Genomic DNA, 22,501 nt, shown 5'->3' with positions numbered 1-22,501 from the left:
GGGGCGCTGCCCCCCGGCGTTGCAGCCCCCTTGACGGGGGCCGCAACGCCCCCCCCGAGGTATTTGTGGCAAGATGAAAGGACAAGAAATGAAGCCCGGCAGGCGCAACCTGATCACCGATGTCGAGGGTCTTCTGGTCGGCAATGCGCAGGACGGGGACCTGCGCAGCGGGGCCACGGTGCTTGCGGGCGCCCGTCCCTTCACGGCGGCGGTTCATGTGATGGGCGGTGCCCCCGGCACGCGCGAAACCGACCTTCTGGCGCCGGACCGGCTGGTGCAAGAGGTGGACGCGCTGGTTCTGTCGGGCGGATCGGCGTTCGGGCTGGACGCGGCCTCGGGCGTTGCCGGGGGGCTGCGCGCCATGGGGCGGGGCTTTGCCGTGGGGGATATGCGCGTACCGATCGTGCCGGGTGCGATCCTGTTCGATCTGCTCAATGGTGGCGACAAGGGCTGGACGGAAAATCCCTATGGGCGGCTGGGCCGGGAGGCGCTGAAAGACGCGCGCCCGGATTTCGCGATCGGGTCGGTTGGCGCGGGTTACGGCGCGCTGACGGGAAATCTGAAGGGGGGGCTGGGGTCCGCCTCGGCGGTTCTGGACAGCGGGGTGACGGTCGGGGCGCTGGTCGCGGTCAATGCGCTGGGATCGGTGGTGATGGGCGAAGGGCCGCAGTTCTGGGCCGCGCCCTGGGAAATGGCGGGCGAATTCGGCGGGCTTGGGCCCGGAACCGCCCCCCCGCCGGGGCATGAGCCCCCACCCGCGAAACGGATGGGCGAAGCGACGACGATCGCCATTGTCGCCACGGATGCCGCCCTGACACAGGCACAGGCCCAGCGCATGGCGGTGGCCGCGCATGACGGCATGGCGCGCGCGATCGTGCCCAGCCACACGCCGCTGGATGGCGATCTGGTCTTTGCCGTGGCCACCGGCGCGAGGCCCCTGGCCGACCCGCTGGCCGGGTCCTTTGCGCTGGGCCATGCTGCTGCCTGCTGTCTGGCCCGGGCCATCGCGCGGGCGGTTCACGCCGCCACGCCGATGCCCGGAGATCTGCAACCGGCCTGGCGGGCGCGGTTCAGCCGATGAAGGCCGACAGCAGCGGCGAGGAATGTTCCAGCCCGGCGATCACATCGAAATGATGCCGCCCGGTATCGATCGTCAGCGGGCAGGCCCAGGCCTCAGCCAGCCAGCGAGCCTGATCCAGGAAGGCCGGGCGTTCAGCCCCGCCAACCCAGACATGCACTGCCTGCCCCGGGCGGGGGCGCAGATGCAGCGGGCTTTCGGCCCGTGCCTCGGCCGCATCGATCCGCAAATCGGCATTCATCATGGTCCGCATCAGCGGCGCCAGATCCGACAGCGGCGAGATCGGAACCACACGCGCGATGCGGGCGGCCACAGCCGCAGGCAGGGGCGAATCTTCGCAGGCCAGCCGCGCGACCAGGTGGCCACCGGCCGAATGCCCCGCCAGATGGATCGGCCCCGCAACCTGTTCGGATAACACCGCAACCGCCGCGCCAAGCTGCTGCGTGATCCCGGCCAGCCGCGCCTGTGGGGCCAGCGTATAGGCCGGCACCGCCACCGCCCAGCCCGCCGCCAGCGCACCCGCCGCAAGATGCGCAAAATCCTCGGGCGAGAAGCGCAACCAATACCCCCCATGCACGATCACCGCCAGACCCCGCGCGCCCCCTGCGGGTTGCCAAAACCAGGCCCATTCGCGCGCGGCACGGCCATAGACGATCCGCCGGGGCGGGTGGGCCGCGCAAAATACCCCTGACGCCGCCCGCCAGCGCGCCGGATAGGCTGCGCCATCCGGAATATGGGCCGCATTGGCATAGGCATCATCCAGATCTGTGGTCATCGTCCCCCCTCTGTACGGCTGCCGGGATGGACTTTGCCCCCACCGCATGGTTCCTTCCTACCATACCCAGGGAGGGAGGACATCATGCTTGATACCGCGACCGATCTGCGATCGCTGCTGAAAGACCCGACGTTGCTGGCGACGCGCGCCTATGTTGCCGGCGCATGGATCGCGGCCGACGACGGGTCGACCTTTGCCGTCACCAACCCCGCGCGCGGCGATGTGATCTGCGAGGTGCCCAACCTTGGCCGCGCCGAGACCGCCCGTGCGATCGAAGCGGCGCGGATCGCAATGAAGGACTGGGCCGCGCGCACCGGCAAGGAACGCGCCGCGGTGATGCGCCGCTGGTTTGAACTGATGATGGAAAACCAGGACGATCTGGGCGCGATCCTGACCGCCGAAATGGGCAAGCCGCTGGCCGAGGCCAAGGGCGAGATCGCCTATGGCGCCAGCTTCATCGAATGGTTCGGCGAAGAGGCCAAGCGCATTTACGGCGAAACCATCCCCGGCCACATGCGCGACAAACGCATCACGGTGATCAAGCAGCCGATCGGCGTGGTGGGCTCGATCACGCCATGGAACTTTCCCAATGCGATGATAACGCGCAAATGCGGCCCGGCGCTGGCGGTAGGCTGCGGCTTTGTCGCGCGGCCCGCGGCGGAAACGCCACTGTCGGCGCTGGCACTGGCGGTGCTGGGGGAACGCGCGGGGCTGCCCAAGGGGATCTTCTCGGTCATCACCTCAAGGCGGTCGTCGGACATCGGCAAGGAATTCTGCGAAAACCCCACCGTGCGCAAGCTGACCTTCACCGGCTCAACCGAGGTGGGGCGCATCCTGATGCGGCAGGCGGCCGATCAGGTGATGAAATGCTCGATGGAGCTGGGCGGCAACGCGCCCTTCATCGTCTTCGACGATGCCGATCTGGATGCAGCCGTGGAAGGGGCAATGGCGTCCAAGTTCCGCAACAACGGCCAGACCTGCGTCTGCGCCAACCGCATCTATGTGCAGGCAAGGGTCTATGACGCCTTTGCGGCAAAACTGGCGGCGGCAGTGGCCAGGCTGAAGGTCGGCGACGGGCTGAAAGAGGGCGTGACCACCGGCCCGCTGGTCAACATGGCCGCGGTGGAAAAGGTCGAGGAACATATCCATGACGCACTGGCCAAGGGCGGCGAAATCGTCACCGGCGGCAAACGCCATGAACTGGGCGGGTCGTTCTTTGAACCCACCGTCGTCGCCAATGTCACCGATGAGATGCTGGTCACGAACGAGGAAACCTTTGGCCCGCTGGCCCCCCTGTTCCGGTTCGAAACCGAGGAAGAGGTGATCGAAAAGGCCAATGCCACGATCTTTGGCCTCGCCAGCTATTTCTACGCCCGCGATATCGGCCGCATCACCCGCGTACAGGAAGGGCTGGAATACGGCATCGTGGGGGTCAACACCGGAATCATCTCGACCGAGGTGGCGCCGTTTGGCGGGGTCAAGCAATCGGGGCTGGGGCGCGAAGGGTCGCACCACGGGGCCGAGGATTATCTGGAAATGAAATACATCTGCCTGTCGATCTGATCCGCCGCGCGGGGGCCCTGCCCCCGCACCCCCGGAGTATTTTGACCAAGAAGAAGATAACACGATCCTGTTTCTTCTTGGTCAAAATACTCCGGGGGGAGTCCGCAGGACGGGGGGCAGCGCCCCCCCTGAGCGGTCACCGTCTAGCCACCGACCGAGGTGCCGCGCGCACTAGCCGTCTTGCCAAAGCCGCCGCGGCTTGCCACATCGGCGCGGGTCATGGGTGGCTTGCCGATGGTCGCGGGGGCCTTGGCGAAGGCGTTTGTGGACAGCTTGCCCGATGCCGTGTTGGAACTGATCGCGGTGCCGCCGGGGGTAGCAAAACGGCCATCGCCTGTCTTGACTAGGGGCTGGCTCATCACCCCGCGCCCGCCGCCCAGCATCGAGCCGAGCATGTAGCCCGCGAGCAAGGGCAGGACGGAAAAGCCCCCGCCGCCCTGGGCCTGCGCCGCCGGATCGCCGCCGCAAGCGCCCTCGCCATGTTCGGCCTCGCACAGGTCAAGGCTTTCATAGCGCGGCGCGGTTTCCAGATGGCTGGCCAGGGCCTCGGCGAAAGCCGTGTCGCAATCGGCCTCGGAAAAGAAGAAGTCATTTTCGCGCGCGGCGGCCTTGCAGCTTTGCGCATCCGGGAAGGCGCGCGCGTCTGTTTCCTGTTCCTTGCAGGCCGACAGCCCGAAGGCAGCCGCGCCCAGCAGGGCGATTGCCACGGATTTCGAACGTTTCCTCATCGCGTCCTCCTTCAGGGCAGGATGTAATGCGGTTTGAACCGCGACAGGTTCTGGGTGATGCGGCTGCGGTCTTCGCGCAGGCCGATGCCCACGCAGCCCTGCCCGACAATCCAGGCGCCGATCACCGGGCGAAAGCCATCCAGGACCGGCAGGGGCTGATAGGCCTGCACGATGCGCGCACCGCCATAGGTCGTGTCGCCGGCGGCTTCGATGATCTGGCCTTCCGCGTGGATCTCGACCGAGGCGCCTTCGCGCGAAAAGACGGGCTTGATCACGCGACTGGCGAACAGTGTGGCGTCGGCGCTGGCCAGATCGGCCTCGAACACCGCGGGCAGCAGGTTGGGGTGGCCCGGGAACATCTGCCACAGCATCGGCAGGATCGCCTTGTTCGACACCAGCGCCTTCCAGGCAGGTTCCACAAAACGGCAGCCCGAGGGCACGACATGGGCGGCGAAATCGTCGCGCAACAGGTCTTCCCAGGGGTAGAGCTTGAACAGCGATCCGATCACGCGGCTGTCGGCATCGGCGAACTGGCCCCCGGTCGTCAGGCCGATCTGTTCCAGGTCGGTGTAATGCGCGCCCAGCCCCGCCTCGCGCGCGGCCCAGGCCAAGGCCTCGACCGTGGCGTAATCCTCGGGCTGGTTCGCCATGGCGGCAAAATGCACCTCGGTCCCTTTGGTGAAAATCTCGGCAAAGCGGGTCACCAGGGCCTCATGAATGCCGTTGAACTGATCGGCCCCCTCGGGCAGGACGCCCGCCGCCAGTTGCTGTTCCAGCCAGAGCCATTGGAACGCGGCGCTTTCATAAAGCGCGGTCGGCGTATCGGCGTTATATTCCAGAAGCTTGGCCGGACCCTGCCCATCATAGGCCAGATCCATCCGGCCATAAAGTTCGGGTTCACCCGCCCGCCAGCTGTCGGCGACCAGATCCCAATGCGGGCGCGGAATTTCCATCCGTGCCATCAGCGCCTCGGAGGCCACGATCCGGTCCACCGCCTCGCGCGTCAGGGCATGCAGGTCGGTGGCCGGGTCCTCGATGTCACGCTCGATCTGATCCAGCGTGAATTCATAGGCCGAGGTTTCATCCCAGTAGGGTTCACCATACATGTCGGCAAAGGTGAAACCCAATTCCCTGGCCTGGTCGCGCCAGTCCGGCCGTTCGGGCAGGGCAATCCTGCGCATATCCATCCCTTCCCGCAAGATGGCCCGGGCGCGGACACCCGGGCCAGTGCCGCTTAGCGGTTGTCTTCGTCTTCGTCCTCGCCCTCTTCGGCATCGGGCAGGTTGAAGAAGCTGTCTGCATCCGAGAAGTCGCGCGGATTGGCTTCTTCCTCCTCGGGGGTGCCCAGCGTGAAGTTTTCCAGCCCCTGGATCGCGGTAGGCAGGCGCGGTTCGGTGCCCATCGCCAGGCTTTGCTCGGTCGAGACCAGCTTGCGCCGTTCATCATCGGTCATCAGCCCGCCTTCGGCAGCCTTCTTCTTGGCGGCCTTCTGCACCTCGGCATCCAGTTCGGACTGCCGGCACAGGCCCAGCGCGACCGGGTCGATCGGGGTCATGCTGGCGATGTTCCAATGCGTGCGTTCGCGGATCGACTGAATCGTGGGCTTGGTGGTGCCCACCAGGCGGGCGATCTGTGCATCGGCCAGTTCGGGGTGAAACTTGACCAGCCACAGGATCGCGTTGGGACGGTCCTGGCGCTTGGACAGGGGGGTGTAGCGCGGGCCGCGGCGCTTGTCCTCGCCCGCCGAGGCGGGGTTGTATTTCAGGCGCAGCTTGTAAAGGGGGTCTTTCTCACCCTTTTCAATCTCTTTCGGATCCAGCTGGTTCGAACCGACCGGATCGAACCCCTTCACCCCTGCCGCCACGTCGCCATCGGCGATGCCCTGCACCTCCAGTTCATGCATGCCGCAGAAATCCGCGATCTGCTTGAAGGTCAGCGTCGTATTGTCCACCAGCCAGACCGCGGTCGCCTTGGCCATCAGGGGCTTGTTCGTCATCGGAGCCATCCTTTACAAATCTCTCCCGTGCCGTGAAATCGGCTGCGACCCCGGGTGCCTCCCTCGGTCGCGGTCCATTTCGGAAGGGGAATTGTGTGGCTATATAGTGCCGAACGTGACCGGAGGAAAGAGAAAATGATCCGAGCCGCCCTTGTGGCGCTGATGCTGGCCCTGCCCGCCTGGGCCGAGGGCGAACGGGCCGGCGATTTCGACTATTACCTTCTGGCACTGTCCTGGTCGCCCGGCTGGTGCGCCACCACCGGCGATGCCCGTGGTGAGGATCAGTGCCACCCGCGCCACGATCACAGCTTTGTCCTGCACGGGCTTTGGCCGCAACATGACCTTGGCTGGCCGTCCTACTGCCGCAGCGGGGAACGCGACCCCACGCGCGCGCAAACCGCCGCAATGGCCGATATCATGGGATCGGCAGGGCTGGCCTGGCATCAGTGGAAGAAACACGGCCGTTGCACCGGCCTGTCGGCAGACGGCTATTTCGCGGCCGCCCGCGCCGCCTATGACAGCATCGTCATCCCCGAGGTATTTGCCCGCCTGAATCGCGATGTAAAACTGCCCGTCAGCGTCGTCGAGGACGCCTTCATCGAGGCGAACCCGGGGCTGTCACGCAACATGATTACCATCACCTGTGACCGGGGCCGCATCCAGGAGGCACGGATCTGCCTGACCCGCGACCTGACCCCCCGCCCCTGCGGCACGGACACGATCCGCGATTGCCGGATGGGCGATGCCCTGATGGAGGCGGTGCGCTGATCAGCGCACCCGCAACACGATCTTGCCGATATGGGCGCTGCTTTCCATGCGCGCATGGGCGGCGGCGGCCTGATCCAGCGGGAATTCGCTGTCATGCACCACGCGCAGCGTGCCGGCCTGCACCATCGGCCAGACGTGGGCGCGCAGTTCCGCCGCGATACCCGCCTTGGCCGCGGCGGATTGCGGGCGCAGCGTTGATCCGGTGATCGTCAGGCGGTGCAACATGACCTGGGCAAAGTTGATCTCGGCCTTGGGGCTTTCCAGGAAGGCGATGAAGACCAGCCGCCCGTCATCGGCCAGCGCCTTGATATCGCGCGAAATATAGCTGCCGCCGACCATGTCCAGGATCAGGTTCGCGCCGCCCTGGGCACGCAGGACATCGACGAAATCGGCCTGCCGATAGTTGATCGCGGTGGCGCCAAGCGCTTCGCAGGCCGCGCATTTCTCGGCCGTTCCGGCGGTGGCAAAGACCCGCGCGCCAAGCGCCCTGGCGATCTGGATCGCCGTGGTGCCGATACCCGAAGACCCGCCATGCACCAAAAACCGCTCGCCCGCCTTCAGCCCACCGCGCATCACCACATTGGACCAGACAGTGAAACAGGTTTCTGGCAGGCAGGCGGCCGATTTCAGGTCGATCCCGTCGGGAACGGGCAGCGCATGGGTGGCCGGACAGGTGGCATATTCGGCATAGCCGCCGCCAGGCAACAACGCGCAGACCCGATCGCCAACGGCCCAGCCACTGACGCCGGGGCCAATGGCGGCGACACGGCCCGCCGCCTCAAGCCCCGGCAAATCCGACGCGCCGGGCGGCACCTTGTAGGTCCCGGCGCGTTGCAGGGCATCGGGACGGTTGACGCCCGCATAATGCACCTCGATCAGGATTTCCCCGGCACCGGGCACCGGAACCGGCCGCACCGCGGGGCGCAGCACCTCGGGGCCGCCCGCACCAGCGATTTCCACTACGCGCATCTGTTCCGGCATCATCACACCCGCCCCCCCGTATTCAGCACAGATCCCGGCAAATCCCTGGCCGCCGATGGTGCGCGGATGCCGCCCAGCGCGCTGGCAAGGCCGGGCAGCTTGCCCTTGATCTTTTCGAACTGCATCACATCCGCGATCCGGCGATCCAGAAAGGCCCAGGTATCGGCATGCCCTTCACTTTCATCGGCCAGCCAGAACAGAACGGTCGCGGAATAGACCGCCGAAAGCGTCGCCCGCTTGGTGTACCAGTTGTAATCCTCGCTGCTGTCACCCAGCGCCCGCCAGACCGCATCCGCCGTTTCCCAGATCAGACGCGCGCCGGTCAGCGCATGTTGTGGCAGGGCGAACAGCGCCGCGCCGCGCCGCACCAGTTCCGGGTCCGCGGCCTCCAGCCGCAGTCGCAGCGCCATCGCGACCCTGTCGCGGAACCGCAGCCCGCCAAGATCGGTCGCGGCAAGCGCGGATTCCATCCCGTGATCCCCCGACCGGTGATAGGCAACCGCAAGATCCACCGCGCCGCGCGGGCAGATCACCCGCGCAAGCCCGGCATCAAGGCCCGCATCCCGGACAGCCGCATCAAAAGCCGGCGCAGACCAGCCATCGAACGGAACATGGGGCAGGATCGCCTGCAACAGGTCGCTGCGCGTGCGATCCACATCCAATCGGTCGTTTTTCATGGTATTTCCCTTCACGCACAGTGGTAGACAAGCGGCCGCGCCTTTGCTATATGGCCGCTTCCTGCAACCGCATGCAACTCTAACTTAGGAAGGTGGTGACACCACATGCAGGTCAGCGTTCGCGACAACAACGTCGAACAGGCGCTTCGTGCTCTGAAGAAGAAACTTCAGCGCGAGGGGGTTTTCCGTGAAATGAAGCTCAAGCAGCATTTCGAAAAGCCTTCTGTCAAGAAAGCGCGCGAAAAGGCCGAGGCCGTTCGCCGTGCCCGTAAACTGGCACGCAAGAAGGCCCAGCGCGAAGGCGCTCTTTAAGCCCTTCACCGCGCGTTTCAGGCGACTGGAACAGCTGGCGGGTCCGCCCGCATCGATCAACCCCCGTGGCCAAGCCATCGGGGGTTTTTCCATGACCGGGCTTTCTTTGGGTGCCCCGAAAATCGCCCGGGCCCGACGCTGTCAAGCGCGTGAAAGAAAGCGGGGATCCGCAGGTGCCCGGTTCATCGGCGCAAGCCGCTTCCGCAGGCACCGCCGGGTGCCGCCCGCCCATTCGCCAAAGGCGGGCGCGGGCCCCGTGGCATATAGGTCAGCCGGTCTTGCGCAGCGCGTCGGGCCAGCTGGCGCCAGAATCCCCCCCGATACGGAACAGCGACATCGACCGGCGAAGTTCTTCGGCCATGGTGTCAAGCGTCTGGGTCGCGGCAGAGGTTTCCTCAAACATCGCGACATTCTGCTGGGTAACGTGATCCAGCTGCTCGACCGCGCCGTTGATATCGGTGATGGCAGAGGATTGTTCCCTGGCCGAGCGGGCGATTTCCGCGACCCGTCCGCTGATCTGTTCGACGGCGCTGACGATTCGGTCAAGCGAGGCAACCGTCTTGTTCACAAGCTCTACGCCGTTGCGCACCTGCGCCTCAGACGCGCTGATCAACCCGCTGATCTCGCGCGCAGAGGCCGAGGACCGCTGCGCCAGATCCCGCACCTCGGAGGCGACGACGGCAAAGCCCCGGCCAGCCTCACCCGCGCGCGCGGCCTCGACCCCGGCATTCAGTGCCAGCAGGTTGGTCTGGAACGCGATGTCGTCGATGACCGAGGTGATCCGTGCAATCTTGCCCGAACTTTTCTCGATCTCATCCATGGCCCGGATCGAGGCGGCGACCACCTCGGCACTTTCACGCGCAACGCTTTCCGCCTGGCCCGCCGCAGTCGCCGCTTCGGCAGCCACCATGGCCGCCGATTGCACCGAAACGGTCAGCTCATTGATCGCCGCCGCAGTATTAGCCAGCGTCACCGCCTGCCGTTCGCTGTGATGGGACAGGCTTTGGGTTGCCCCGTTGATTTCCCCGATCTGGGCCCGGATATCGCCGGAATAGCCAAGCGCGGCTGAGATGGCCTGCGCCAACTGATCGACCGCCAGGTTGAAATCGCGCGCCAGGGTCCGGTACTCGGCATCCTCGATCGCATCCAGACGCACCGACAGATCCCCCTGCGACAGATGCTGCAGGGCCGCCTTCAGGATCTTGACGATCCGGGCCTGCGCCGCGACCGTGGCCGAACGTTCCGCTGCCAGCCGTTGTTCTGCATCAAGGGCCGCGGCATTGGCCTGCATCGCGGCCTGCGCCTTCTCGACCGCGTCCCGGCGCAGGCTTTCGGCTTCGGCGGCGGCACGTTCGACCGCAGCCTTTTGTTCCCGCGCCTCGCGCAGGCCGGCCTCGGCCTGCTGCCGCGCGGATTCGGCAGCCTCGGATGCAACGGCGACCTCTTGCAGCCGTGCCCGGAGTGTCGCTGTCATCTGCTGTCGGTTGCGCACCGCGACCACCAGAATGGCAGCTTCGACCCCCACGACAAGCCCGTGAAACAGTGACCGCACGACATTGGCGAAGATGTCGGTGTCGGGATAGGTCAACTGCGGCATGACGACACCTAACACCAGATGGTGCACCAGGATCATGCCCGCCCCCAGAAGAATGGCCCGCACATCGACCAGTACCACCAGAACGGCCATCAGCGCAAAGAAGACCATGTGGCTGTCGATCTGCCAGGGATGGCCGTTCAGCGCGGCGGTCAGCGCCACCGCCTGCCCCATCAGGCCAAGCCCGACGATCGAGGCGGCGCTGGCGGCGGCGGCATATCGCCCGCCAAGGACCGCGGCGGCGGCGAAGGTCGCGGCGGTCATGCTGGCGACCCAGGGGGCAGATGCCACCCGGAACGCCACAGCCGTGACCACGACAGCCAGGATGACCACGCCGATCGACAGCAAGCGAATTTCGGGTTTCATGCCTTCCCCTTGACCAGGGTCTTGAACGCTCATGTCGGGTCTCCGCAAATCCAGGACATCTTGGCCTGGTCAAGAACAAGCCAGGCGCCGACGGATCGCAGACGCGCCACGAAATCGGGGGCATTCCCTGCCGCAAGGGTGGCAAGCGGCGGATCGGTGGGGCCAATCGGCCAGCCACCGGCACGTCGGATCACAGCCTCTGGCGCGCGCCAGGGCGGGATGACGACAAGGTAAGGTCCATCACCATCCGGCCGGGCCGCGGACAGGGCCGCCGCCGGGCCGGACAGCACGGCCAGAAGAATCATCAGGGTTTCAAGTCGCATCGCCCGGCCTCCATCGGCCAAGGCTTAGCGCGCGTTTCCTAAGATGGGCCTAACACCTGTCAGAGCGGCAGGGCCGTCGTCTTGAACACGGTGCGCAGCGCGAACGAACTTTGCATCTGCGCGACGCCGGGCAACCGCGCCAGATGGGCGCGATGGATGCGGGCGAAATCCTCGGTATCCTCGGCCACGACCTTCAGCAGGTAATCGGCAGACCCCGCCATCAGATGGCATTCCAGGACATCAGGGATCTTGCGTACCTCGCGTTCAAAGGCATCAAGAACCTCATCCGCCTGACCTGACAGCGTTATTTCGACGAACACCGTCGTGGGCCGGTTCAGCTTGCGCGCATCCAGAAGCGCCACATAATCGCGGATGAAGCCCTCATCCTCAAGCCGTTGCACCCGGCGGTGGCAGGCCGAGGCGGACAGGTTCACACGGTCCGCAAGCTCGGCGTTCGATATGCGCCCGGCCTTTTGCAAAGCGGCAAGAATACGGCGGTCTGTCGCGTCAAGTTGCATGGTCGCGCAATTTTCTTCAGCGTTTCGTTGAAATTCAGGTAAGTTTTATCATTCAAGATCGTCATGACGCCAGCGAAATGCCGGGGCTTCCCGGGCTTACGCCATCATGGCGGCCGGAAACACCCGCTACGAAACGGAGCAAACATGAAGATCGGCTGCCCGAAAGAGATCAAGCCACAGGAATTCCGCGTAGGCCTGACACCACATGCGGTTCTCGATGCGGTGGCGCGGGGCCATGAGGTGATGGTGCAAAGCGGTGCGGGCCTGGGCGCGGGTTTTGCCGATGCCGATTACATCGCCGCCGGGGCGCGCATCCTGCACACCGCCGAGGCGATCTTTGCCGAGGCGGACATTGTGGTAAAGGTCAAGGAACCGCAGCCGGGCGAACGGCGGCTGCTGCGCCCGGGGCAGGTTCTGTTCACCTATCTGCATCTGGCGCCCGATCCGGGCCAGACCCGCGACCTGATGGCCGCGGGCGCGACCTGCATCGCCTATGAAACGGTGACCGACCGGGCCGGGGGCCTGCCGTTGCTGGCACCGATGTCCGAGGTCGCCGGGCGGTTGGCGCCGCAGGTCGGGGCCTGGGCACTGCAAAAGGTCAATGGCGGGCGCGGCGTTCTGCTGGGCGGTGTGCCGGGGGTTTTGCCCGCGCGGGTGCTGGTGATCGGCGGCGGGGTCGTGGGCACGCATGCGGCGCGCATCGCGGCCGGAATGGGCGCCGACGTGACGGTGCTGGACCGATCCCTGCCGCGGCTGCGTCATCTGGATGACCTTCATGGCCGCGAATTCCGCACCGGCTTTTCCAGCGCGGGGCTGATGGCCGAACTTCTGGCGGAATCGGACCTGGTGATCGGCGCGGTGCTGATCCCCGGGGCCGCGACACCCAGGCTGGTGACGCGCGCGATGCTTGCGACGATGAAGCCCGGCGCGGTGCTGGTGGACGTGGCGATCGATCAGGGCGGCTGCTTTGAAACCTCGCACCCGACCACGCATCAGGACCCGATCTACGAGGTGGACGGGATCGTGCATTATTGTGTCGGCAACATGCCCGGCGCGGTGGCGCGCAGTTCAACCCTGGCGCTGGGCAACGCCACCCTGCCCTTTCTTCTGGCCATCGCCGACAAGGGCTGGCGACAGGCATGCGCCGATGATCCGCACCTTCTGGCGGGGCTGAACGTTCATGCGGGCCAGATTACCCATCCGGCCGTGGCCGAGGCGCTGGGCCTGCCCCACGTCAGCGCGCAAGAGGCGCTCGTGCCCTGACCCCGGCGAGGGTCCGGCCCTGTGCCCGGGCCGGGCCAGGCCGGGCGCTTATTTCTTCAGCGCGTCGCGGATTTCCATCAGCACGTCAAGCTCGGTCGGGCCCGCAGGCGCGGCCGGGGCCTGCTCTTCCTTCTTGATGGCGGCGTCCTTGATCCGGTTCACCATCTTCACCAGCAAAAAGACCACGAAGGCGACAATCAGAAAGTTGATCACCGCGGTGATGAAGGCGCCATAGGCGAAGACCGGGGCCCCCGCCTCACGCGCGGCGGCAAGGCTGGTGAACTCCCCCTCGCCAAGGTTGACGAACAGGTTGGAAAAATCCATTCCGCCGGTGATCAGGCCGATGATCGGATTGATCAGATCGGACACAAGCGAAGTGACGATCGCCGTGAACGCCGCGCCAATGATGATGCCGACGGCCATGTCCATGACATTGCCCTTGGCGATGAAATTCTTGAATTCGTTAATCATCTCTGCCCCCGAAATGCGCGCCCGTTTTCGGGCGCCTGTGTGCAGCCTAACATGGGCTGCGCGCAATTGCAGCTTTCAACAGGCGGGATTTTCAGGCTTCCTGACCCCAAACCAGTCAGGAGCCCCCGATGACCGATCTGTCCGCCTTTCCGATCACCCGCCGCTGGCCGCCCGTCACACCCGGCGCGATTCAGCTCTATTCCCTGCCGACGCCGAACGGGGTCAAGGTGTCGATCATGCTGGAAGAACTGGGCCTGCCTTATGACCCGCATCTGGTGCGCTTCGACAGCAATGACCAGATGACACCCGAGTTCCTGTCGCTGAACCCCAACAACAAGATCCCCGCGATCATCGACCCCGACGGGCCGGGCGGCAAACCGCTGCCGTTGTTCGAAAGCGGCGCGATCCTGATCTATCTGGCGGAAAAGACCGGCCGGCTTTTGCCGCAACAGAACCGGTATGAGATTCTGCAGTGGCTGATGTTCCAGATGGGCGGTGTCGGGCCGATGTTCGGTCAGCTGGGCTTTTTCCACGCTTTTGCCGGCAAAGAGATTGAAGACCCCCGCCCCAAGGACCGCTACCGCGCCGAGGTGGCGCGGCTTTTGAAGGTGCTTGATGGCGCGCTGGAAGGGCGCGACTGGATCGCCGGGGACTATTCCATCGCCGATATCGCCATCTGCCCCTGGCTGCGGACGCTGCGCGATTTCTACAAGGCCGGCGATCTGGTCGGCTGGGATGATCTGCGCCATGCGCCAGCCTGGCTTGACCGGTTCCTGGCGCGGCCCGCGGTGCAGCGGGGGCTGACCATTCCCAGCCGGGATTAGGGCGAAAGGCCCCCGTTCGGGGGCCTTTTCTGGCATCAGCCGCGCAGCGTGCCGCCGGTGGCCTTGGTCACCTTTTCGACGATCCTGGCGGAAACCGCCTCGATCTCGGCATCGGTCAGCGTCTTGTCGCGCGGCTGCAGCCGCACCGTCAGGGCGATCGACTTCTTGCCCGGGCCCATCTGCGCCTCGGCCTTGTCGCCGGTGAACTGGTCAAAGACGCGGACCGTTTCGATCAGCACCTTGTCGGCACCGGCGGCGGCGTTGACCGCCGTCAGCGCCTCGACCCGGGCGTCCACGACAAAGGCAAAGTCGCGGTCCACCGCCTGCAGGTCCGACAATGCCAGCGCGGGGCGCGTGGGCATCCTGACCTTCGGGAAGGGCGCGTTTTCCGGCCAGATCGTGAAGGCAACCGCCGGCCCCTTCACGCCCATTTCGCGCAAGACACGCGGATGCATCTCGCCGAACACGGCCAGCGCCTTCGGACCCAGCGCCATCACCCCCGACCGGCCCGGATGCCACCAGCCGGTGGCCTTGCGATTGACCTGCACCTTGGCCGGCGCGCCGATCGCGGCCAGCACCGCCTCGGCATCGGCCTTGGCGTCGAACACATCCACGGGGCGACGCGAGCCATAGGGGTCACGCGGCGCGACTTGTCCCACCAGCAGCCCCGCGGCCTGCAGATGCTGGTCCCCCGGCTCGCCGCCGGTAAAGGCGGGGCCGACCTCAAACAGCGCGAAATCGGCGAAACCGCGTGCCTGATTGCGCGCCGCGGCCTGCAACAGGCCGGGCAGCAGGTCGGGGCGCATATGGGTCATCTCGCTGCTGATCGGATTGTCGATCCGCGTCGCATCCTGCCCCCCGCCGAACAGCGCCGCCGCCGCCCCGTCGATGAAGGAATAGGTCACGCATTCATTATACCCCAGCGCCGCCAGCGTCCGCCGCGCCGCCTTTTCGCGCACCTGCATCGGCGTCAGGATCGGCGCCGGCACACCCACGGTTTCGCGCGCCAGCGGCTTGCCCACCAGTTTCGTCAGCGAGGCGATGCGCGCCACTTCCTCGACCAGATCGGCCTCGCCCAGAACATCGGGGCGCCAGCTGGGCGGGGTGGCCATGTCACCGTTCAGCGCAAATCCCAGCGCCTGCAGCGTCGCGCGTTGTTCGGCCTCGGGGATGTCCATGCCGACCAGGCTGATCACGCGGGCCGGGTCCAGCCGATAGGCGCGGGTGTTGGCGGGCACAGCGCCATCGACCACCACGCTTGATGCCTCGCCCCCGCACAGATCCAGCACCATCTGGGTCGCCAGTTCCAGCCCCGGCAGCGTAAACTCCGGGTCGACGCCGCGTTCGAACCGATAGCGCGCGTCGGAATTGATCTTCAGCGCGCGGCCCGTGGCGGCAATCGTGATCGGGTCCCAATAGGCGCTTTCCAGGAACACATCGACCGTGGCGTCGGAACAGCCCGACAGCTCGCCCCCCATGATTCCGGCCAGCGATTCCGGCTGTTCATCGTCGGAAATGACCATCATGCCGTCGCGCAGCGCATAGGTCTTGGCGTCCAGCGCCAGCAGCTCTTCGCCGCCCTTCGCCGGATGGATGCGCAGGTTGCCCTTGACCTTGGCCGCGTCGAACACATGCAGCGGACGGTTCAGGTCGAAGGTGAAGAAGTTGGTGATATCCACCAGCGCCGAGATCGGGCGCAGGCCAATCGCCCGCAGCCGCTGTTGCAGCCAGTCGGGGCTGGGACCATTGGTCACGCCGCGGATCAGGCGACCGGCAAAGATCGGGCAGCCCTTTTCCTTCAGGGCCGGGTCGATCTGCACCTTGATCGGGCTTTCGAACCCGCCCGGCACCGGCTCGATTTCAAGCGGTTTCAGCCGCCCAAGGCCGCGCGCTGCCAGATCACGGGCAATGCCGCGTACGCCCAGCGCATCGGGGCGGTTCGGGGTGATCTTGATGTGGATCATCGGGTCCACCGCCTCGGGGCGGTTTTCGGCCAGCCAGTCCACGAATTTCTGCCCGACATGCCCCGAGGGCAGTTCGATGATACCGTTGTGTTCGTCGGACAGTTCCAGTTCGCGTTCGGATGCCATCATGCCGTGGCTTTCCACGCCGCGAATCTTGCCCACGCCCAACGTCACGTCGATACCCGGCACATAATCGCCCGGCTTGCACAGCACGACCGTGATGCCCGCCCGCGCATTGGGCGCGCCGCAGACGATCTGCTTTTCGCCTTCATCCGTTTCCACGCGGCAAACGCGCAGCTTGTCGGCGTCGGGGTGCTGTTCGGCATGGACCACGCGGGCCAGCGTGAACGGCACCAGCCTGGCGCCCGGGTTCACGACCTCTTCGACCTCAAGGCCAAGATCGGTAAGGGCTTCGGTGATCTCATCGAGGCTCGCCTCGGTGTCGAGATGGTCTTTCAGCCAGGAGAGGGTGAATTTCATAGGTCTATCCCCGTGTGTTGGGAGATTTTTTTCTTCAAGAGCCCAAGGGCAAGTGACTTCAATATCTCCAGCGACGCGTTGCCACCAGTTTCTGCGACTGCTTCCTTGGTTTTTGACCAGATCCCTTGGTCGCGAATTGCGTCCAGAAAATCATGACCCGCGGCAGTCATGCGCATCGTCGACCGCCCAACGGGCGCCATTAACCCTTGATCCATCATCAGGAGAACATGATACCGTTCCCGAAGTTCATCTCGACTAGCACCTGACGTGTCGCCTGTCATAAGTTGGAGCCAGTCCTGATCTGCCTCGAATCTCAGGAGGAGCGTTCGAATGAAATCATCGTCTCGCTTCACCTGCTCAACCCCCCGAACACCGTCGGCATGTCCAGCGCGGCAAAACCGTAATGCCGCAGCCAGCGCAGGTCGCTTTCAAAGAAGGCGCGCAGGTCGGGGATGCCGTATTTCAGCATCGCCAGACGATCGATGCCCATGCCGAAGGCAAAGCCCTGCCATTCAGCCGGGTCGACGCCGGCGGATTCCAGCACCTTGGGGTGGACCATGCCTGAACCCAGGATTTCCATCCAGCTGTCGCCCTGCCCGATCTTCAGCTGGCCGCCTTCCCAAGAACAGCGGATGTCGACCTCGGCGGACGGCTCGGTAAAGGGGAAGTGGCTGGCGCGGAAGCGCAGTTCGACGTTTTCCACCTCAAAGAAGGCGCGGCAGAATTCTTCCAGCACCCATTTCAGGTTGGCCATGGAAATGTCCTTGCCGATCGCCAGCCCCTCGACCTGGTGGAACATCGGCGCGTGGGTCTGGTCCATGTCCATGCGGTAGACGCGGCCCGGCGCGATCACCCGGATCGGCGCGCCCTGTTTCTGCATCGCGCGGATCTGCACCGGGCTGGTGTGGGTGCGCAGCACATGCGGCGGGCGCGGGTCTTCGGCGTCGCGGTGCATGAAGAAGGTGTCGTGTTCCTGCCGCGCGGGGTGTTCGGGCGCGATGTTCAGCGCGTCAAAGTTATACCAGTCGCTTTCGACCTGGGGCCCCTCGGCCACGGCAAAGCCCATGTCGGCAAAGATCGCGGTGACTTCCTCCATCACCTGGGACACGGGATGGATGGTGCCGCGCGGGCGCGGGCGGCCCGGCAGGGTCACGTCCAGCCATTCGGTCGCCAGGCGGGCATCCAGCGCGGCATCGGCCAGCGCGGTCTTGCGCGCGCGCAGGGCGGCGTCAAGTTCGTCCTTCAGCCGGTTCAGGCGGGCGCCGGTGGTCTGGCGTTCCTCGGGCGTCATCTGGCCCAGTTCGCGCATCTTCAGGCTGATCTCGCCCTTCTTGCCAAGGGCGGCCAGGCGGATTTCCTCAAGGCTCGCCTCATCGGCGGCGGCGGCGATCCCATCCAGATATTTGGCCTTCAGAACATCCAGCGCGTCCATCGCGATCTCTCCTGCAAAGTCGCGCCCGTGCTAGCCAGAGGAACCCCCGATTGCAAGCATGGGCCAAAGAAAAACCCCGCGACTGGGCCAAGGCGCCAGCGCGGGGTTCAAATTGCATTCCCGGTCAGGAATTACGCCGCAGCCTTCGCCTTTTCGACGATGGCGCCAAACGCCTCGGGCTCATGGATGGCCAGGTCGGCCAGAACCTTGCGGTCCACCTCAATCCCGGCCTTGTCCAGCAGGTTGATGAAGCGCGAATAGGTCATTTCGGCGTCGAACGCGCGCACAGCGGCGTTGATCCGCTGGATCCACAGCGCGCGGAAGTTCCGCTTGCGCACCTTGCGGTCGCGGGTCGCGTACTGATTGGCCTTGTCGACGGCCTGGGTTGCGGTGCGGAAGTTGCGCGAGCGGGCCGAATAATAGCCTTTCGCCTTCTTCAGAACCTTCTTGTGGGCGGCGTGGGTGACTTTCCCGGATTTAACGCGTGCCATTGTCCAGCCTCCAGATCAGCGGTTATAGGGCATGTATTTCTTGACGATCTTGGCGTCGCAATCGGCCAGGACCATCGTGCCCGCGCTGTCGCGGATGAATTTCGGCGTGCGCTTGATCATGCCGTGGCGCTTGCCGGCGGCGCCGGACTTCACCTTGCCGGTGGCGGTGAAGGAAAACCGCTTCTTGGCCGCGGATTTGGTCTTCATCTTGGGCATTTCCATCTCCTCTTTCGAGTTGGTGTTTGCGCGACTCGGCATGCCTCACCGGCCGGCCGCGCAGGCTCATAGAGCGCGCCTGATAGCCGGGCGCGCCGGGATTGGCAAGGGATAATCCGCGCCGGTCAGCGCCGGGGCGTCAACGCCACAGGTCAGCCAGGACACGCGCAAAGACCACCGGGATCTGGGCGGCGGTATAGCCGCCCGGCCGCGTCAGCACCGCCAGCAGGATCATGCCGCCGCCGACCATGATGGCAATGGTGGCCGCCCGGGGCGGGCGGCTGTCGGCAAAGGCAGAAATGGCGGCGGGAATTGCCAGGGCGGCAATCAGAAACCCCATCACCAGAACATGGTCGCTTGTCATCGCGCCCCCCCCCCGCAGATCGTACCGCAGGTGAATCCTATTCCGGGTCGGTGCGGAAAATCAATCGTTCGTCACAGGGCGCCACGCGCAGGATGTTGGTGGTGCCCGGCACGTTGAAGGGCACGCCGGCGGTGACAACGATCTGGTTGGTCTCATCGGCAAAGCCGAAATCGCGCGCCGAACGGGCGGCGTTGACCACGGCCATCTTGAATCGCTCGACCTCATCACAGCGGATGTTGTGGGTCCCCCAGGTCAGGCACAGCCGGCGCAGCGTGGTCAGCAACGGCGACAGCGCGATGATCGGCACGCGGGGGCGTTCGCGCGCGACAAGGCGCACCGTGCCGCCCGATTGGGTATAGCAGCAGATCGCGGCGATATCGGTCGCCTCGGCAATCTCACGCGCGGCGGCGACGATGCCATCGGCGACGGTCTGGCGTTTCACGGTGCGGCTGGCCTCGATCACCTCGCGGAAGGTTGGGTCCCCCTCAACCGAGATCGCCGTGGCGTTCATGGTGGCCACCGCCTCGACCGGATAGCGCCCGGCGGCGGATTCAGCCGACAGCATCACCGCATCGGCGCCTTCATAGATCGCGGTCGCAACGTCCGAGATTTCGGCGCGGGTGGGCATCGGGCTTTCGATCATGCTTTCCAGCATCTGGGTCGCCACGATCACCGGCTTGGCGGCGGCGCGGCAGGCCCGCACCAGCCGCTTCTGGATCGGGGGCACGGAATGGACAGGCAGTTCGACCCCCAGATCACCGCGCGCCACCATGATCCCGTCGGAAACCTTGAGGATTTCGGCAAAGGCCTTCACCGCGGCGGGCTTTTCGATCTTGGACAGGATCGCGGCCCGCCCGCGCGCCAGATCACGCGCCTCGATCACGTCTTCGGGGCGCTGCACGAAGGACAGCGCCAGCCAGTCCACGCCCAGTTCGCAGGCAAATTCCAGATCGGCGCGGTCCTTGTCGGACAGCGCGGCCAGCGGCAGCACCACATCGGGGACATTCACACCCTTGCGGTTGGAAATCGTGCCGCCCGTGGTGACGGTGCAATCGGCGAAATCGGGGCCGCAAGCATCCACCCGCAGGCGGATCTTGCCATCATTGACCAGCAGCGTCGCGCCGGGTTCAAGGGCGGCAAATATTTCGGGATGCGGCAGGCAGACGCGGTGGCTTTCGCCCTCGGCCGGGTTCAGGTCAAAGCGGAACTTCGCCCCTTCCTCCAGATCGGCGGCACCTGCGGCAAAAGTGCCCACGCGCAACTTGGGCCCCTGCAGATCGGCCAGAATCGCGATCGGGCGGCCGGTATCGGCCTCGATCTGGCGGATGATGTCGTGGCGGGCCTTCTGTTCGGCATGGGTGCCATGGCTCATGTTCAGGCGGAACACATCGGCCCCCGCCTCGAACAGCGCGCGGATGGTGGGGTAATCAGAAGAAGCCGGGCCCAAAGTGGCCACGATCTTGACGTTGCGAAGGCGTCTCATTCTGCCTCGGTCTCCGTTCGGTTTCTATGCGTCGTGGGCCAGGGCAAGCTATGGCGCAAAATGTCCCGCAGGGCAACTGGCACTCCTTCCGCGGCTGGCGTAAATCCTGTCTGGGACAGGGGGATGACAGGAACATGACAGATCCGGCTTACGAAATACTTGGCGCGGGGCGGGCGGGGCGCTGGCTGGTCACCTGCGATCACGCCACCAACCGGGTGCCGGACTGGATCGGGGGCGGCACATTGGGGATCGACGCGCAGGACATGGCGCGCCACATCGCCTATGACGTGGGCGCCGCGGGGCTGACGCGGGCCCTGGCCGAACGGCTGGATGCCCCCGCGATCCTGAGCAATTTTTCGCGGCTGGTGATCGACCCGAACCGGGGCGAGGATGATCCGACCCTGGTGATGCGGCTCTATGACGGCACCATCATCCCCGCCAACCGCCATGCCGCCCCCCCCGAGGCCGAACGCAGGCTGGCGCGGCTGTATCGCCCCTATCACGCCGCCTATGCCGATCTGGCCGGGCGGCGCGGCGATACGGTGATCTGCGCGGTGCACAGCTTCACGCCCTGCCTGCGCGGGCGCGCGCCGCGGCCCTGGCAGGTGGGTGTGCTGTATTCCCACCGCGACACACGGCTGGCGCTGCCCCTGATCGCGGCGCTGCGCGCCCTTGGCCTGTGCGTGGGCGACAATGAACCCTACAGCGGCCATCTGGACGGCGATGCCATTGACCGCCACGCATTGACCCCGGGCCGGCCCAATGTGCTGATCGAGGTCCGCAACGATCTGATCGCCACGCCCGCCGATCAGATCGCCTGGGCCGACCGGCTGGCGCCGGTGCTGGAACAGGTGCTGGCCGCGACCGGGCTGTAACGCCCGCCTGACCGTCCCCGCCGCCCGGATCTGAGGCGTTTCAGACCGCCGCCTTGCGGCTTTCCTCCAGATAGATCTCGCGCAGGCGGGTCGCCACCGGGCCGGGCACGCCCGTGCCGATCCGGGCCCCGTCCAGTTCCACCACCGGCATCACGAAGGCCGAAGCCGAGGTGATGAAAGCCTCATCCGCCGCCTTTGCCTCGGCAACGGTAAAGGAACGCTCTTCCACCTCCATCTGCGCCTCGGCGGCATAGCGCAGCACGGCGGCGCGGGTGATGCCGTGCAGGATGTCGTTGGACAGCTGGCGGGTGACGATCCTGTTGCCCGTCACGATATAGGCATTGTTCGATGTGCCCTCGGTCACCAGCCCATCCTCGACGAACCAGGCGTCATCCACCCCGGCCTTCTTCGCCATCATCTTGCCCATCGACGGATACAGCAGCTGCACCGTCTTGATGTCGCGCCGGCCCCAGCGGATGTCGTCGATGCCGATCACCTTCAGCCCCGTGCGCGCCTGCGGATTGTCGGCAAGGCCGGGCTTGGACTGGGTGAACAGCACCACCGTCGGCCTGGTCGTCGCCGGGTCGGGGAAGGCAAAGTCGCGGTCGCCCGGGTTGCCGCGCGTGACCTGCAGATAGACCAGGCCGTCGGCGATGCCGTTGCGCGCCACCATCTCACGATGCACGGCCAGCCATTCGGCATCGCTCAGCGGGTTTTCGATCTCCAGCTCGGACAGCGACCGGGCCAACCGCTTCAGATGGCCGGCAAAGTCGATCAGCTTGCCATCCAGCACCGAGGTCACCTCATAGACGCCATCCGCCATCAGAAAGCCGCGGTCAAAGACCGAAACCTGGGCCTCCGCCTCGGGAACATAGGCGCCATTCACATAGACAGTCCGGCTCATCACGGCCTCCTCGGGTGGGATCTGGTTGTCCCGCTTTTGATCCTCGGGCCCGTGG

Annotated in this window: 25 protein-coding genes; 7 read left to right on the top strand and 18 right to left on the bottom strand. The window is 65.7% G+C overall.

Going from position 1 to position 22,501, the window contains the following annotated elements:
• Positions 1-88: 88 nt before the first annotated feature.
• Positions 89-1,081 (top strand): P1 family peptidase, encoded by a 993-nt coding sequence (locus ACK8OU_RS08160; RefSeq protein WP_410302881.1) that lies wholly within the window; start codon positions 89-91, stop codon positions 1,079-1,081.
• On the opposite strand, the gene ACK8OU_RS08155 is transcribed toward ACK8OU_RS08160, so the two are convergent.
• On the bottom strand, positions 1,071-1,853 hold the full coding sequence (locus ACK8OU_RS08155; protein WP_410302880.1) for an alpha/beta hydrolase: 783 nt from the start codon (positions 1,851-1,853) through the stop codon (positions 1,071-1,073). The genes ACK8OU_RS08160 and ACK8OU_RS08155 overlap by 11 nt on opposite strands.
• A gap of 84 nt (positions 1,854-1,937) precedes the next feature.
• Between ACK8OU_RS08155 and ACK8OU_RS08150 the strand changes: the two genes are divergently transcribed.
• A complete protein-coding gene (locus ACK8OU_RS08150; RefSeq protein ID WP_410302879.1) occupies positions 1,938-3,416 on the top strand; it encodes an NAD-dependent succinate-semialdehyde dehydrogenase in 1,479 nt (492 codons plus the stop codon).
• Positions 3,417-3,559: 143 nt separating this feature from the next.
• Here ACK8OU_RS08150 and ACK8OU_RS08145 read toward each other — a convergent pair whose 3' ends face one another.
• Genes ACK8OU_RS08145 through ACK8OU_RS08135 form a run of 3 tightly spaced genes read right to left on the bottom strand, consistent with a single transcriptional unit; the run spans position 3,560 to position 6,140 of the window.
• Positions 3,560-4,144: a DUF1190 domain-containing protein gene (locus tag ACK8OU_RS08145; RefSeq protein WP_410302878.1), complete on the bottom strand. Its 585-nt coding sequence runs from the start codon at positions 4,142-4,144 to the stop codon at positions 3,560-3,562.
• Between the two features lie 11 nt (positions 4,145-4,155).
• Complete coding sequence (locus ACK8OU_RS08140; protein WP_410302877.1) at positions 4,156-5,325, bottom strand: glutathionylspermidine synthase family protein; 1,170 nt, start codon at positions 5,323-5,325, stop codon at positions 4,156-4,158.
• A gap of 53 nt (positions 5,326-5,378) precedes the next feature.
• Positions 5,379-6,140, bottom strand: a complete 762-nt coding sequence (locus ACK8OU_RS08135) for a DUF1013 domain-containing protein (protein ID WP_410302876.1) — start codon at positions 6,138-6,140, stop codon at positions 5,379-5,381.
• A 135-nt stretch (positions 6,141-6,275) separates the two neighbouring features.
• Here ACK8OU_RS08135 and ACK8OU_RS08130 point away from each other — a divergent pair, with 135 nt between their 5' ends.
• Positions 6,276-6,908 carry a ribonuclease T2 family protein gene (locus ACK8OU_RS08130; protein WP_410302875.1) on the top strand — a complete coding sequence of 211 codons (633 nt, stop codon included), beginning with the start codon at positions 6,276-6,278 and terminating at the stop codon, positions 6,906-6,908.
• Here ACK8OU_RS08130 and ACK8OU_RS08125 read toward each other — a convergent pair whose 3' ends face one another.
• Both ACK8OU_RS08125 and ACK8OU_RS08120 read right to left on the bottom strand, forming a co-directional pair.
• The gene (locus tag ACK8OU_RS08125; RefSeq protein WP_410302874.1) at positions 6,909-7,895 is read right to left on the bottom strand and encodes an NAD(P)H-quinone oxidoreductase; all 987 of its coding nucleotides are present in this window, start codon (positions 7,893-7,895) and stop codon (positions 6,909-6,911) included.
• Positions 7,892-8,566 carry a COQ9 family protein gene (locus tag ACK8OU_RS08120; RefSeq protein ID WP_410302873.1) on the bottom strand — a complete coding sequence of 225 codons (675 nt, stop codon included), beginning with the start codon at positions 8,564-8,566 and terminating at the stop codon, positions 7,892-7,894. Before ACK8OU_RS08120 ends, ACK8OU_RS08125 begins: the two co-directional genes overlap by 4 nt.
• 105 nt (positions 8,567-8,671) lie before the next feature.
• Between ACK8OU_RS08120 and rpsU the strand changes: the two genes are divergently transcribed.
• The gene (gene rpsU, locus ACK8OU_RS08115) at positions 8,672-8,878 is read left to right on the top strand and encodes a 30S ribosomal protein S21 (protein ID WP_011748553.1); all 207 of its coding nucleotides are present in this window, start codon (positions 8,672-8,674) and stop codon (positions 8,876-8,878) included.
• A gap of 268 nt (positions 8,879-9,146) precedes the next feature.
• Here rpsU and ACK8OU_RS08110 read toward each other — a convergent pair whose 3' ends face one another.
• Genes ACK8OU_RS08110 through ACK8OU_RS08100 form a run of 3 tightly spaced genes read right to left on the bottom strand, consistent with a single transcriptional unit; the run spans position 9,147 to position 11,679 of the window.
• On the bottom strand, positions 9,147-10,838 hold the full coding sequence (locus tag ACK8OU_RS08110) for a methyl-accepting chemotaxis protein (RefSeq protein WP_410302872.1): 1,692 nt from the start codon (positions 10,836-10,838) through the stop codon (positions 9,147-9,149).
• A gap of 29 nt (positions 10,839-10,867) precedes the next feature.
• Positions 10,868-11,161 carry a hypothetical protein gene (locus ACK8OU_RS08105; protein WP_410302871.1) on the bottom strand — a complete coding sequence of 98 codons (294 nt, stop codon included), beginning with the start codon at positions 11,159-11,161 and terminating at the stop codon, positions 10,868-10,870.
• A gap of 59 nt (positions 11,162-11,220) precedes the next feature.
• Positions 11,221-11,679: an Lrp/AsnC family transcriptional regulator gene (locus ACK8OU_RS08100; protein WP_410302870.1), complete on the bottom strand. Its 459-nt coding sequence runs from the start codon at positions 11,677-11,679 to the stop codon at positions 11,221-11,223.
• A gap of 144 nt (positions 11,680-11,823) precedes the next feature.
• Here ACK8OU_RS08100 and ald point away from each other — a divergent pair, with 144 nt between their 5' ends.
• Positions 11,824-12,942 carry an alanine dehydrogenase gene (gene ald, locus ACK8OU_RS08095; RefSeq protein WP_410302869.1) on the top strand — a complete coding sequence of 373 codons (1,119 nt, stop codon included), beginning with the start codon at positions 11,824-11,826 and terminating at the stop codon, positions 12,940-12,942.
• A 48-nt stretch (positions 12,943-12,990) separates the two neighbouring features.
• On the opposite strand, the gene mscL is transcribed toward ald, so the two are convergent.
• Entirely contained in the window at positions 12,991-13,413 is a 423-nt protein-coding gene (gene mscL, locus ACK8OU_RS08090; protein ID WP_410302868.1) for a large conductance mechanosensitive channel protein MscL, read from the bottom strand.
• Between the two features lie 128 nt (positions 13,414-13,541).
• Between mscL and ACK8OU_RS08085 the strand changes: the two genes are divergently transcribed.
• A complete protein-coding gene (locus ACK8OU_RS08085) occupies positions 13,542-14,237 on the top strand; it encodes a glutathione S-transferase N-terminal domain-containing protein (protein WP_410302867.1) in 696 nt (231 codons plus the stop codon).
• Between the two features lie 35 nt (positions 14,238-14,272).
• Here the strand turns inward: ACK8OU_RS08085 and pheT are convergent, their stop codons facing one another.
• The 7 genes from pheT to pyk all read right to left on the bottom strand — a co-directional run bounded on the left by pheT (position 14,273) and on the right by pyk (position 20,667).
• Entirely contained in the window at positions 14,273-16,681 is a 2,409-nt protein-coding gene (gene pheT, locus ACK8OU_RS08080) for a phenylalanine--tRNA ligase subunit beta (protein ID WP_410302866.1), read from the bottom strand.
• A complete protein-coding gene (locus ACK8OU_RS08075; protein WP_410302865.1) occupies positions 16,678-17,034 on the bottom strand; it encodes a DUF2513 domain-containing protein in 357 nt (118 codons plus the stop codon). Before ACK8OU_RS08075 ends, pheT begins: the two co-directional genes overlap by 4 nt.
• On the bottom strand, positions 17,031-18,104 hold the full coding sequence (gene pheS, locus ACK8OU_RS08070; protein ID WP_458524349.1) for a phenylalanine--tRNA ligase subunit alpha: 1,074 nt from the start codon (positions 18,102-18,104) through the stop codon (positions 17,031-17,033). The genes ACK8OU_RS08075 and pheS overlap by 4 nt, the downstream gene beginning before the upstream one ends.
• 140 nt (positions 18,105-18,244) lie before the next feature.
• The gene (gene rplT, locus ACK8OU_RS08065; RefSeq protein ID WP_250040264.1) at positions 18,245-18,604 is read right to left on the bottom strand and encodes a 50S ribosomal protein L20; all 360 of its coding nucleotides are present in this window, start codon (positions 18,602-18,604) and stop codon (positions 18,245-18,247) included.
• Between the two features lie 15 nt (positions 18,605-18,619).
• On the bottom strand, positions 18,620-18,820 hold the full coding sequence (rpmI, locus tag ACK8OU_RS08060) for a 50S ribosomal protein L35 (protein ID WP_410302863.1): 201 nt from the start codon (positions 18,818-18,820) through the stop codon (positions 18,620-18,622).
• Between the two features lie 139 nt (positions 18,821-18,959).
• Complete coding sequence (locus ACK8OU_RS08055; protein WP_410302862.1) at positions 18,960-19,184, bottom strand: hypothetical protein; 225 nt, start codon at positions 19,182-19,184, stop codon at positions 18,960-18,962.
• Positions 19,185-19,221: 37 nt separating this feature from the next.
• Positions 19,222-20,667 carry a pyruvate kinase gene (gene pyk, locus ACK8OU_RS08050; protein ID WP_410302861.1) on the bottom strand — a complete coding sequence of 482 codons (1,446 nt, stop codon included), beginning with the start codon at positions 20,665-20,667 and terminating at the stop codon, positions 19,222-19,224.
• Between the two features lie 134 nt (positions 20,668-20,801).
• On the opposite strand from pyk, the gene ACK8OU_RS08045 reads away from it, so the two are divergent.
• On the top strand, positions 20,802-21,542 hold the full coding sequence (locus tag ACK8OU_RS08045) for an N-formylglutamate amidohydrolase (RefSeq protein WP_410302860.1): 741 nt from the start codon (positions 20,802-20,804) through the stop codon (positions 21,540-21,542).
• Positions 21,543-21,582: 40 nt separating this feature from the next.
• Here the strand turns inward: ACK8OU_RS08045 and ACK8OU_RS08040 are convergent, their stop codons facing one another.
• Positions 21,583-22,446 (bottom strand): D-amino-acid transaminase, encoded by an 864-nt coding sequence (locus tag ACK8OU_RS08040; RefSeq protein WP_410302859.1) that lies wholly within the window; start codon positions 22,444-22,446, stop codon positions 21,583-21,585.
• Positions 22,447-22,501: the final 55 nt, after the last annotated feature.

It is taken from the genome of Pontitalea aquivivens (assembly GCF_046507575.1).
GTDB classification, from domain to species: Bacteria; Pseudomonadota; Alphaproteobacteria; order Rhodobacterales; family Rhodobacteraceae; genus Pontitalea; species Pontitalea aquivivens.
The sequence above is the reverse complement of the archived record's forward strand: the minus strand, read 5'-3'. Positions and strand labels throughout refer to the sequence as shown.